The sequence below is a fragment of the Tsukamurella serpentis genome (genome assembly GCF_054780975.1).
This window is the reverse complement of sequence record NZ_BAAGVH010000001.1, coordinates 77123-89275: the sequence shown is the minus strand read 5'-3', so window position 1 is coordinate 89275 and position 12153 is coordinate 77123. Positions and strand designations below refer to the sequence as shown.

Here is a 12153-nt window from a genome sequence, read left to right as displayed (position 1 = left end):
AGCCTAGTGAGCGGACCGTGCGACTACGCGCGCGGCTCGGCGTGCGTGGTCGCGGTGTGCACGATGTCGTAGTACACCGCCTTGTTGCCGGCCTCGGGGTACACGCGGTAGGTGAACTCCTTCTCGGTGAGGGTCACGATGTCGACGGTGCGGCGGTACTGCACGCTGCCGTCGGCGTTCTTGGCAACCAGGGTGCGGGTCTTGCCGTCGGCCGAGACCGTCCAGTCGCCCTTGCCCTTGGCGGAGTTGTCGAGGTTGTACAGGGCGAAGGTGCCGTCCTTCTTGAAGTAGGCCCAGCCCACGAAGTTCTTCACGGCGGGGTCGGTCAGTGCGACCGAGGCGCCCTTGGCGTCCTTGGCACCGGTGGTCTCCCACGCGGTCGAGGCGAGCACGGCGCTCGGGGTGCCGGGCTTGACCGCCGCGGAGGCGGAGGCGGACTTCGACGCCGACGCCGACTTCGACGCGGGTGCGGACGGCTTGGCCGAGGAGCTGTTGGAGGCGGACGGCGATCCGGGGGCGGCGTAGGAGCCGGCGGCGCACGCCGACGTGGCGACCACAGCGGCGGCGGCGAAGGTCATCGTGACGATCTTGAGCGACTTGTGCATAGGGCATTTGTACCGGACGCTCTCAGCCTCCGCGAGGCCGGTTCTCAGGATGAGACCTATTCCTCACCGCACCGCTGTGACCAGGCGTTCTACCAGTGCGGGATATCCGGCAGGGTGGAGGTGGAGATACGAGGAGTGCACAGTGGGCGAAACGAATCCATCGGTCACGGGGCGGCCGTCGGCGTCCCGCCAGCCCCACGCCGGATCGGTGCCCGTATCGAGTTCGGTGCGGTGGAATTCGTGGCCGGTGACCCGCTCCCCCGGCTCGAACAGCGGACTGGGCGCCAGCGCCACGGCGTCCCGGTAACCGAGTTTGAGCCGGGGGGTGAAACTCGCGGCACCCGGCACCACACCGCACATGGGCACGCCGTCGAGCGACTGCGCGAGGTACAGCAGTCCGGCGCACTCGGCGTGCACCACACCGCCGCGCTCGGCCAGGTCCCGGATCTGCCTGCGCAGGCCGCTGTTCGCGGACAGCCGTTCGGCGAAGACCTCGGGGAATCCGCCGGGGAGCACCACTGCGGCGGCGCCGTCCGGGAGCGCATCGGTGAGCGGGTCGAAGCGACGGACCACCGCACCGGCGGCGGTCAGCAGTTCCTCGTGCTCGGCGTAACCGAAGCTGAACGCGGGCCCACCGGCCAGGGCCACCGTCGGCCCCCGGCCGGCAGGGGCGCTGACCTCGTCCGACGGTGTCCACACCGGACCGTCGGCCACCGGCCCGGCCAGCGCACGCACCCGGTCGACGTCGACGTGTTCGGCGACCAGTTCGGTCATCGCGGCGACCGCGGCGACCGCGTCCGTGCCGCGTTCGACGGCGGGGACCAGCCCCAGGTGGCGGGCGGGGATCTCCAGTTCCGCGGCGCCGGGCACAGCCCCGACGGCTTCCAGCCCGGCCTGCGCGCAGGCGTCCCGCAGTACCCGTTCGTGCCGGGGGCTCGAGACCCGGTTGAGGATGACCCCGGCGAGGGCGATTCCCGGCCGGTGCGCGATGAAGCCGGCCAACAGCGCGGCCAGTGACTGTGAATGCCCGCGGGCGTCCACCACCAGCAGCACCGGTGCGCCGAGCATCGCCGCGACGTCGGCCGTCGATCCGATTCCCTCGGTGATCAGCGCAGATCCCCGGGCGGCAGCGCTACCTCCCCCGTGCTCGACGATCCGGCCGTCGAACAGGCCCATCACTCCCTCGACGACGGCGATGTCGGCGCCGGTGGCACCGTGCCGGTACATCGGAGCCACCCGGTGCTCCCCGCACAGCACCGGGTCGAGGTTGCGGCCGGGACGCCCGGTGGCGAGTGCGTGGTAGCCCGGGTCGATGTAGTCGGGCCCCACCTTGAACGGGGCGACGGTGGCGGTGCGCGACAGGGCGCCCATCAACCCGGTGGCGATCGTGGTCTTACCGCTGCCGGAGGCCGGCGCCGCGATCACGACGGCCGGTGCTACCACTCGATGCCCCGCTGGCCCTTGCGCCCGGCGTCCATCGGGTGCTTGACCTTCGTCATCTCGGTGACCAGATCGGCGGCCTCGATCAACGCGGCCGGGGCATTGCGGCCGGTGATCACCACGTGCTGGTTGCCCGGACGGGCTGCGAGTGCGGCGACCACCTCGTCGACGTCGATCCAGCCCCAGCTCAGCGGGTAGGTGAATTCGTCGAGCACGTAGAAGCGGTGCTGCTCGGCCGCGAGCCGCCGGGCGATCTCCCGCCAGCCGGCGCGGGCCGCTTCGGCGTGGTCCTGTTCGGCGTCGTCGGACCGGCGCAGCCAGGACCAGCCCTGCCCCATCTTGTGCCATTCCACCGGACCGCCGGCACCGGTGCGCTCGTGCACGTCGTTGAGGGCGAGCATCGCCGCCTCCTCGCCGACCTTCCACTTCGCGCTCTTGACGAACTGGAAGACGCCGATCGGCATGCCCTGGTTCCAGGCGCGCATGGCCATGCCGAAGGCGGCGGTGGACTTGCCCTTGCCCGGTCCGGTGTGGACGGCGAGGACCGGCTGGTTACGGCGCTGCCGGGTGGTGAGCCCGTCCTGGGGTACTGACTCGACCTTGCCCTGCGGCATCGGAGGCTCCTCACTGATTCGGCGGACGGTTTCGGTTCGGCTCTCTCCGGCCGGTCAGGCGACGCGGGCCAGGTCCTGCGGACCCAGGCCGCCGAGCGGGACGGTTCGGGCGCCGAGCGCATGGGAGACCTGCGCCGCCAGCCCGAGCCGCACCATCGAGGTCTCGCAGTCCACGACCACCGCGGCACGCCCGTCGGCGTGCAGTGCCGCGGCCGCGGCGAGCGCACGGGGCAGCGGATCGCGGCCGGAGGTGGCGCGGCCATCGGTGAGCACGACCACCAGCGGACGCCGCGCGTCCGGACGCAGATCCTCCCGGCGCAGCAACCGGCGGGCTTCGATCAGGCCCTCGGCGAGGGGGGTGCGTCCGCCGGTGCGGGCCTTCGACAGCCGTGCCACGGCGAGGTCGACCGACCGGGTCGGCGGCACCAGGACTGCGGCCTCCGCGGCGCGGAAGCCGATCACGGCGACCTTGTCGCGGCGCTGGTAGGCATCGCGCAGCAGCGAGACCGCGGCCTCCCCCACCAGTGCCAGCCGCTCCCGGGCGGCCATCGAACCGGACAGGTCGACCACGAACAGCACCAGGTTCCCCTCGGTGGCCTCGCGGATCGGCGACCGCAGGTCCGACGGTGCCAGGCGCAGCGGCCCCTCGGTCCGGCCGCGGGCGGCCTGCTCGGGTGCCGCCGCGCGCAACGTCGCGGCCAGGTGCAGGCCCGCGCCGGTACCGGCGGGTGCCGCGCGCACCGTCGAGCCGCGGTCCGCACGGGTCTTCGAACGCCGGCCGGCGGCGGCGCCGGTGCCGGTTCCGGGCACGGCGAGCCTGGCGACCGACCGGTGCCGGGCGGTGGGCAGGGCGGCCCCGTCGGGCGGGTTCTGTGCAGTGTCGCCATCCTGGGGCGCCCCGGATCGCGGCGTCCCCGAGTGCGGGGACGAATCCTGCCCGCCGGAGGGCTCGGCCCCGCCACCGGGACCGTCGGGATCCGGCTCGGGTTCGTCGTCCCGGGCGTCGTCGAAGGCGCGGTCGAGCTCCTGATCGTCGAGTCCGGGCTCGTCGAACGGGTCCCGCCGCTTGCGGTGCGGCAGCGCCAGTGCGGCGGCCACGCGGACGTCCTCCTCGGTGACCTCTGCGGCGCCGCGCCAGGCCGCGTGTGCGCGGGCGGCACGGGCGATCACCAGGTCCGCGCGCATCCCGTCGACGTCGAAGGCGGCGCACACCGCGGCGATCCGGCGCAGTTCCGCTTCCGGCAGCTCGACCCGCGGCAGGCCGTCGCGGGCGGCGGCCACGCGCTGCGCGAGTTCCGCGTCGGCGGCGGCGTACTCGGCGGCGAAGGCCGATGGATCGGCCTCGAACGCCAGGCGCCGCCGCATCACCTCCATGCGGGTGTCGACGTCCCGGCTGGCGCGAACGTCCACCGCGAGGCCGAACCGGTCCAGCAGTTGCGGACGCAGTTCCCCCTCCTCCGGGTTCATCGTTCCGACCAGCACGAACCGCGCCGGGTAGGCCCGGGAGACGCCATCGCGTTCGACGGTGACCCGGCCCATCGCAGCGGCGTCGAGCAGCACGTCCACCAGGTGGTCGGAGAGCAGATTCACCTCGTCGACGTAGAGGATCCCACCGTCGGCGTCGGCGAGCAGGCCGGGGGTGAAGTCGACGGCGCCCTCTCCGAGCGCCCGGTGCAGATCCAGTGAGCCGACCACCCGGTCTTCGGTGGCGCCGATCGGCAGTTCCACCAGGCGGGCGGGGGTGCCGTCGGGGCGCGTCGGCAACAGCGGCGCCAGGGCCCGGGCCGCGGTCGATTTGGCGGTGCCCTTCTCACCGCGCACCAGCACCCCGCCGATGGCGGGGGCTATGGCGCACAGCGCCAGCGCCAGACGCAGCTCGTCGTGCCCGACGACCGCGCTGAACGGGAAGCGATCGGGCTGCGCCGTCACCGTCGAGCCTCCACCGAACGCGCCCGGCCTACGCGCCGGCCTCGGAGCCGGGTACCAGCTGCAGGGTGCGGTCGGTCCAGTCCCAGACCTGGTTGAACAGCTGCTTGTTGTTGTTGAGGGTGGTGCCGTAGGAGGGGATCATCTCCTGCAGCAGGGGCTTCCACGCCTGCATGTGCTTGGGGAAGCACTTGCTGAGCACGTCCAGCATCGCCGGAACGGCGGTGGAGGCGCCGGGCGAGGCACCGAGCAGGCCGGCGATCTGTTCGTCGGCGGCGGCGATCACTGCGGTGCCGAACTCGAGGTTGCCCCCGCCCGGTCCCTTGCGGATGACCTGCACGCGCTGGCCGGCCGTGATCAGGTCCCAGTCACCGCCGTCGGCGCGGGGCACGAACTCGGAGAGGGTCTTGACCCGGTCGGCGGGCGACTGCATCAGCTCACCGATCAGGTACTTGGTCAGGCCCATCTCCTTCAGGCCCACGGCCATCATGGGCAGCAGGTTGTTCGGCTTCACCGACAGCGGCAGATCGGTGTACCGGCCGGCCTTGAGGAACTTCGGCGAGAAGCCGGCGTACGGGCCGAACAGCAGACCGCGGTTGCCCTCGATGACGCGGGTATCCAGGTGCGGGACGGACATCGGCGGGGCACCGACGGCCGCCTTGCCGTAGACCTTCGCCGCGTGATGGTCGATCAGCTCGGGATTGGTGCACCGGAAGAACTGCCCGGACACCGGGAAACCGCCGAAGCCCTTGGCCTGCTTGATACCGGACTTCTGCAGCAGCGGGAGCGCGCCGCCACCGGCGCCGACGAAGACGAACCGGGCGTCGACGTAGCTCACCTCGTGGGTGCGCCGGTTCTTGACGGTCAGTCGCCAGCCGTCCTTGGTGCGCTTGAGATCGGTGACACGGGTACCGAAGTGGACGGACCCGCCCTTGCCGACGAAGTTGATCAGCTTCTTGGTCAGCGAGCCGAAGTCCACATCGGTGCCGCCCTCGTACCAGTTCACGGCGATCGGGTCGGCGAAGTCACGGCCGGCCGCCATGATCGGCAGTCTCTCGGTGAAGGTGGCCGGGTCGGTGAAGAACTCCATACCCTCGAACAAGGGCTCCGCGGCCAGTGCGTCGTACCGCTTACGCAGGTAGTCGACGTTGTCGGCGCCGTGCACGAAGCTGGCGTGCGGGATGGTGTTGATGAAGTCCGACGGCTGGTCCACCACGCCGGCGTCCACCGCGTACGCCCAGAACTGCCGCGACACCTGGAACTGCTCGTTGATGGTGATGGCCTTGCTGATGTCCACCGAGCCGTCGGCCGCCTGCGGGGTGTAGTTCAGCTCGCAGAGCGCGGAGTGTCCGGTGCCGGCGTTGTTCCACGGATCGGAGGATTCCGCGGCGGCCGCGTCCAGCGACTCGAAGACGCTGATCGACCAGCTGGGCTCCAGCTTGCGGATCAGGGTTCCGAGCGTGGCGCTCATGATCCCCGCGCCGACGAGCGCGACGTCCGTGCTGATCACGTTACGGGCCATCTGGTTGTTCACTCCTCGACGTATGCGCGGGACTTTCGAGCCAGCCCCCTTCTGCGCGAGAACCTTACTCTGGCGTATCTCGACGGCGCGCGGCACACCGGCTGCGCCACGGAGCGGCCGGAGGTGGTTGCGCTCACTACAGTGGCCGGTGTGGCGACGACGCGGCTGACCTTCTCCCCCGACATCCTCGGCGAGGACTACCTCGCCCACACCTTCGACCTCGGTGCCGATCCGGACGGTGAGCCCGGCGGTGACGTGGTGGCGACCCTGGTCAAGTACACCGGTCCGCTTGGCGGCGAGCCCGCCCCGGCGGACGCCCCGCACCACGCGGTGCTGTGGGTGCACGGCTTCTCCGACTACTTCTTCCAGACCGCGATCGCCGAGTTCTTCGCCGCCCGCGGATACGCCTTCTACGCGCTCGACCTGCGCAAGTGCGGCCGTTCCCTGCGCGAGGGGCAATCGCCGCACTACGCCACCGACTTCTCCGTCTACGACGTGGAGCTGGACCTGGCGGTCTCGGCGATCGAGCAGGAGCATCCCGGCCTGGGCATCGTGGTGGCGGCGCATTCGACCGGCGGGCTGATCACCCCACTGTGGTTGGACCGGCGGCGGCGGGCCGGTACCGGTACCTCGGTGGTCGGCCTGGTGCTGGACAGTCCGTGGTTCGACCTGCAGGGTTCGGCGGCGCTGCGGGAGGTCGCGACGCCCGTGCTCAAGCTGATCGGCAAGTCGGCCGGCACCCGGATCGTGCCGGTGGAGGCGGTCGGTGTCTACGGCGAGACCATCCACAGCAGTGCCCACGGCGAGTTCGACTTCGACACCACGCTCAAGCCGATCGAGGGGTTCCCGGTGCGTTTCGGCTGGTTGCGCGCAGTACGGGTGGCACACAGCCTGCTGCACCGGGGGTTGGACGTCGGGGTGCCGTCGCTGATCCTGCGGTCCACCAAGAGCTTCGCCCCGAAGACCTGGAGTGCGGAAGCCGGCCGCGCCGACGTGGTGCTCGACACCAGGCAGATCGCGAAATGGGCGGGCGCGGTGGGTAACCGGCTCTCGGTGGTACCGGTCGCCGGTGCCAGGCACGACGTCTTCCTGTCCGAACGGCCCGCCCGCGAGCAGGCCTACGCCGAGCTCGCGCAGTGGCTGGGCCGCGAGATCGAGAGTGAGCGGGACCGTCATGCCTGAGCAGACCTTCGACGTGGTGATCATCGGTTCCGGGGCGGGCAACACCATCCCGGACGGGCGCTTCGACGACCGCACCATCGCGATCGTCGACAAGGGGCAGTTCAACGGCGCCTTCGGCGGCACCTGCCTGAACGTGGGGTGCATCCCCACGAAGATGTTCGTCTACCCGGCCGACGTCGCGGACGAGGCCCGTGCGGCCGGGCCGCTCGGGGTGGACGCCACGATCGATTCGGTCCGCTGGCGCGACATCCGTGACCGGGTCTTCGGCCGGATCGACCGGTACGCGGCCGGCGGCTTGCGGCACCGGGAGCAGCAGCCGAACGTCACCGTCTTCGCTCAGGAGGCCTGGTTCCTCCCCGGCTCCGGCGACGGACTGCACCGTCTGGAACTGGCCGACGGGACCGTCGTCGCCGGGCGGGAGGTCGTGGTGGCGGCGGGTTCGCGCCCGGTGATCCCGCCGGTGATCGCCGAGGGGACCGCGCCCTGGCACACCAACGACACGATCATGCGGCTCGACCAGGCCCCGGAGCGGGTGATCGTGGTCGGCGGCGGCTACATCGCCGCCGAGTTCGCGCACGTCTTCGCCGGACTCGGCGCCGAGGTGACCGTCGTCGCGCGGGGTGAGCGGTTGCTGCGCTCGCAGGACGAGACCATCTCCGAGGTGTTCACCGCCGATGCGGCCGAACGCTGGGACGTGCGCCTTCGCACCGAGGTGATCGCCACCCGCGCGGTGGACGGCGGGGTGGAGGTCGATCTCTCCGACGGCTCGACGGTGGCCGGCGATGTCCTGCTGGTGGCCACCGGCCGGGTTCCCAACGGCGACACCCTGGCGACCTCGGCGATCGGCATCGAGCTCGACGGCGGTGGACGCATTCCGGTCGATGAGCACCAGCGCACAGCGGTGCGCGGCGTGTGGGCGCTGGGCGATGTGAGCACGCCGTACCCGCTGCGGCACGTGGCCAATGCCGAGGCCAGGACCACCGCGGAGAACCTGCTCTCCGGCTGGGACGAGCCGGTGGCGAGCACCGACCACCGGTTCGTGCCGGGGGCGGTGTTCACCCGCCCGCAGGTGGCTTCGGTGGGGCTCACCGAGGCGCAGGCACGCTCCCGCGGGATCGATGTGGCCGTGGCCGAGCAGCGGTACGCGGATATCGCCTACGGCTGGGCCATGGCCGATGCCGAGGGGGTGTGCAAGCTGATCGCGGACCGGTCCACCGGACTCCTGGTGGGGGCGCACATCGTGGGTCATCAGGCATCGGCGCTGATCCAATCGGCGATCACCGCGATGTCGTTCTCGATCCCCGCGCACGAGTTCGCGCGGGGCCAGTACTGGATCCATCCCGCACTGCCCGAATTGGTGGAGAACGCCCTGCTAGGACTAGCGAAACATCAGTGACGCCACCGCGCTTGCGTGCTAAAGTCACATGCATGAATCACAATGATTTGATCCTGCCGGCAGCCTGCTCCAACCCCGACTGCACCTGTGAGAACTGCACCTGCGGCGAGACCTGCAGCTGCGGCACCGAGAACAAGTAATCCCCAACGGCTTCCGCTGCGCGATCAGTTTCTGAGCGTGCGCAGCGCGATCTCCGATGCCAGCGCCGCGGGGGCGCGTAGCGGGAGCCAATGGTCGCCGTCCGGCACTTGGCTGAGGCGGTAGTCGGCGCGGATGTAGTGCGCCGTCCCCTTCGCCTGCGCCGGTCCCGCGATCGCGTCCCGAGTGCCCCACACCAGCGTGGTGGGCACCTCGATCACCGGGCAGTCCAGCCCTTCTCCCCCCGGGACCAGATTCGCCCGGTACCAGTTCAGTGCCGCGGTCAGGGTCTGTCCGTCCGCGAGGTCCTCGATACCGCCACCCGGTGCCGTCGCCAGCAGCGTGCGGGCGTCGTTGTCGAGCAGGTGCCGCTCCGCGACGCCGGCGGCGAGGAACAACTCCAGGTAGCGGGAGCGCTGCCGCTGATCCTGGTCGCCGGCCATCGCCGCCCCGAACGCCGAGGGATGCCCGAAGGAGACGGCCGTCAGGCTCATGGCCCGCAGCGGGTACGCCGCCGCGAAGTGCCAGGCCACCGTGGCACCGAGTCCGTGTCCCACCACGTGCGCGTACGGAACCCCGAGTCCGTCCAGGATCCCGGCGGCGTCCTCGGCGAGCTGCTTCATGGTGTACTGATCGACACCCACCGGGCGTACGTCGGCACTGTAGCCGCGCTGGCGGGGCGCGATGGTGCGCAAGCCGGCCTCGTGCAGGCGCTCGCGCACCTCGTCGAAACATTCCTCGGTCTGCGGGAAGCCGTGCAGCAGGAGCACCGGCACGCCGTGCTCCGGCCCCCCGACCGACACCTCGAAAGTCCACGCGCCGGAGGGCACCCGAACCGTGTCAGCTGAATCGATGGGCATGGTTCCCCACGCTAGTCACTCGTGATGCGCAAGGTCGGGAGGATCGCCGAATAGGCACCCTGCGAACGCAAAGGATCTAGCATCGCGTCGAGGTCGCAGTGCTCCTCGAGCGCATCAGCGATCCTGTCGACGTGGGCGATCCGGGCTTCGTGGTAGCTGATCTCGGCGCCGAAGTCCCGTCCCGGGAAGGTCCGCTGCAGGTACGCGCGGCGGAAACCGTCGGCGCCGAAGAGTCCGTGCCAGTGGGTCCCGAGCACGCCCTCCCGCAGAGCCCCCTCCGGACCGTCCGGGCCCTGCAGCACAGGGCTTTCCGCGCTCCGGACGACGGTACCGTGATGGATCTCGTACCCGCTGGCCGGAACTGAGAGCCCGGAGCCGGTGACGTTGCGGACGCATTTGCGCGGGTTGAACTCGACGTCCATGTCCAGGATGCCCAGGCCCTCGATGCGGGTGCCCGCGGCGGCCTCGGCACCGGCCGGGTCGCAGATGGTGCGTCCGAGCATCTGGTAGCCGCCACAGATCCCGACGATCGGCCGGCCGGCCTCGGCCCGGCTGCGCAGCGCGTGGGCGATACCGGTCGCACGCAACCAGGCCAGATCGGCGACGGTGCTCTTGGTGCCGGGTAGGACCACCAGATCGGCGGCGGCCACGTCGGCCGGCCGGGTGGTGAAACGCACCGTCAGGCCCGGCTCGCAGGCGAGGGCTTCGAGATCGGTGGTGTTGGACACCCGGGGCAGCGCGACGGCGGCGACTCGGAGCGCGTCGGGACACTCGGAGCCGCGACCCACGAGGTCCGGGCCGAGTGCGGCGAGGGAGTCCTCGGCGTCGAGCCACAGGTCCGCCAGGTACGGCACCACCCCGAGCGTGGGGCGTGCGGTGATCTCGCGCAACTGTTCCAGGCCCGGTGCCAGGAGGGAGACGTCGCCGCGGAAACGGTTGATCAGGAAGCCGTACACCAGCTGCTGGTCCTGCGGCGGCATGACCGCGACGGTGCCCGCGAGGTGAGCGAGCACTCCCCCGCGGTCGATGTCGCCGACGATCAGGGTGGGCAGTCCGGCGGCGTGCGCCAGCCCCATGTTGGCGATGTCGGTGGCGCGCAGGTTGATCTCGGCGGGACTGCCCGCACCCTCGCAGAGCACCACGTCGAACTCCTCACGCAGCCCCGCCAGGGTGGTGGTGACCTCGTCGAGCAGCCACTGCCGCCTGGTCAGGTAGTCGCGGGCACCGACGTCGCCGACGGCCCTTCCGTGCAGCACCAATTGGGAGCGCCGGTCACCACCGGGTTTGAGCAGCACCGGGTTGAAGCGAGTGCTCGGAGCGAGCCCGCAGGCGAGAGCCTGCGTGGCCTGGGCCCTGCCGATCTCGCCGCTGGTGCCGTCCGGTTCGACGGTGGCGACGGAGTTGTTGGACATGTTCTGCGCCTTGAACGGCGCGACCGAGACACCGCGCCGGGCGAGCAGACGGCACAGTCCCGCGGTGACGGTGGATTTGCCGGCGTCGCTGGTGGCGCCGGCGATCAGCAGTGCGCCGTGCATGCGCGCTCGCTCACGCGGCCGGTTCGCTGGGCAGAGTGAGGATCTCGGCACCGTCGTCGGTGACGACCAGGGTGTGCTCGAACTGCGCGGTCCACTTCTTGTCGGTGGTGGCCACGGTCCAACCGTCGGGCCAGATCTCGTAGTCGAGAGCGCCGAGATTGATCATCGGCTCGATGGTGAACACCATGCCGGGTTCGAGCACGGTATCGACGTTGGGCTCGTCGTAGTGCAGGACCACCAGGCCGTTGTGGAAGGTCTCGCCGATCCCGTGGCCGGTGAAATCGCGCACCACGTTGTAGCCGAACCGGTTGGCGTAGGCCTCGATCACGCGACCGATCACGTTGAGTTCGCGGCCCGGCTTGACCGCCTTGATCGCACGTTCGGTGGCGATCCGGGTGCGTTCGACCAGCAGCCGGTGCTCCTCGGAGACCTCACCGGCGAGGAAGGTCGCATTGGTGTCGCCGTGCACGCCGTCGATGTAGGCGGTGACGTCGATGTTGACGATGTCACCGTCCTCGATCACGGTGGAGTCCGGAATGCCGTGACAGATGACCTCGTTGAGACTGGTGCAGCACGACTTCGGGAAGCCGCGGTAGCCCAGCGTGGACGGGTACGCACCGTGGTCGATCATGTACTGGTGCGCCACCCGGTCCAGGTGGTCGGTGCTCACGCCCGGGCGGACCTCGGCCCCGGCGGCCTGCAGCGCATCCGCCGCGATCCGCGAGGCCAGCCGCATCTTCTCGATCGTCTCCGGAGTCTGCACCCACGGCTCGTCGCCCTCGTTCGCCGACGCCTTGTCGACGTACTCGGGCCGCACGACGGTGCTGGGAACGGCCAGCCGAGGCGAGACGGTGCCGGAGGTCAGTGCAGCGCGGGTCATCGTTGCAGTTTATCGACCCTGTGCGCGGGGGCGGCATCGGTGTCTCCGCGCTTGT

General features: G+C 70.8%; 10 protein-coding genes. 2 read left to right on the top strand and 8 right to left on the bottom strand.

The genetic code is table 11. The features are described 5' to 3' along the window. Positions 1-23: 23 nt before the first annotated feature. The 5 genes from ACYVHG_RS00440 to mqo all read right to left on the bottom strand — a co-directional run bounded on the left by ACYVHG_RS00440 (position 24) and on the right by mqo (position 6107). Positions 24-605 carry a DUF4822 domain-containing protein gene (locus ACYVHG_RS00440; protein ID WP_461165462.1) on the bottom strand — a complete coding sequence of 194 codons (582 nt, stop codon included), beginning with the start codon at positions 603-605 and terminating at the stop codon, positions 24-26. Positions 606-668: 63 nt separating this feature from the next. Beyond that, the gene (locus tag ACYVHG_RS00435) at positions 669-2048 is read right to left on the bottom strand and encodes a cobyrinate a,c-diamide synthase (RefSeq protein WP_461165461.1); all 1380 of its coding nucleotides are present in this window, start codon (positions 2046-2048) and stop codon (positions 669-671) included. Then, positions 2042-2659, bottom strand: a complete 618-nt coding sequence (cobO, locus tag ACYVHG_RS00430; protein WP_461165460.1) for a cob(I)yrinic acid a,c-diamide adenosyltransferase — start codon at positions 2657-2659, stop codon at positions 2042-2044. The genes ACYVHG_RS00435 and cobO overlap by 7 nt, the downstream gene beginning before the upstream one ends. A gap of 54 nt (positions 2660-2713) precedes the next feature. Then, a complete protein-coding gene (locus ACYVHG_RS00425; protein ID WP_461165459.1) occupies positions 2714-4588 on the bottom strand; it encodes a VWA domain-containing protein in 1875 nt (624 codons plus the stop codon). A 28-nt stretch (positions 4589-4616) separates the two neighbouring features. Beyond that, the gene (gene mqo / locus ACYVHG_RS00420; protein WP_461165458.1) at positions 4617-6107 is read right to left on the bottom strand and encodes a malate dehydrogenase (quinone); all 1491 of its coding nucleotides are present in this window, start codon (positions 6105-6107) and stop codon (positions 4617-4619) included. A gap of 150 nt (positions 6108-6257) precedes the next feature. On the opposite strand from mqo, the gene ACYVHG_RS00415 reads away from it, so the two are divergent. After that, a complete protein-coding gene (locus ACYVHG_RS00415) occupies positions 6258-7289 on the top strand; it encodes an alpha/beta hydrolase (RefSeq protein WP_461165457.1) in 1032 nt (343 codons plus the stop codon). Next, positions 7282-8685: a mycothione reductase gene (locus tag ACYVHG_RS00410; protein ID WP_461165456.1), complete on the top strand. Its 1404-nt coding sequence runs from the start codon at positions 7282-7284 to the stop codon at positions 8683-8685. The genes ACYVHG_RS00415 and ACYVHG_RS00410 overlap by 8 nt, the downstream gene beginning before the upstream one ends. Before the next feature lie 164 nt (positions 8686-8849). Here the strand turns inward: ACYVHG_RS00410 and ACYVHG_RS00405 are convergent, their stop codons facing one another. The 3 genes from ACYVHG_RS00405 to map are packed head-to-tail and all read right to left on the bottom strand — an operon-like array spanning position 8850 to position 12098. Then, complete coding sequence (locus ACYVHG_RS00405) at positions 8850-9683, bottom strand: alpha/beta fold hydrolase (protein WP_461165455.1); 834 nt, start codon at positions 9681-9683, stop codon at positions 8850-8852. An 11-nt stretch (positions 9684-9694) separates the two neighbouring features. Continuing rightward, the gene (locus ACYVHG_RS00400; RefSeq protein WP_461165454.1) at positions 9695-11218 is read right to left on the bottom strand and encodes a cobyric acid synthase; all 1524 of its coding nucleotides are present in this window, start codon (positions 11216-11218) and stop codon (positions 9695-9697) included. A gap of 10 nt (positions 11219-11228) precedes the next feature. Next, the gene (map, locus tag ACYVHG_RS00395) at positions 11229-12098 is read right to left on the bottom strand and encodes a type I methionyl aminopeptidase (RefSeq protein ID WP_461165453.1); all 870 of its coding nucleotides are present in this window, start codon (positions 12096-12098) and stop codon (positions 11229-11231) included. Positions 12099-12153: the final 55 nt, after the last annotated feature.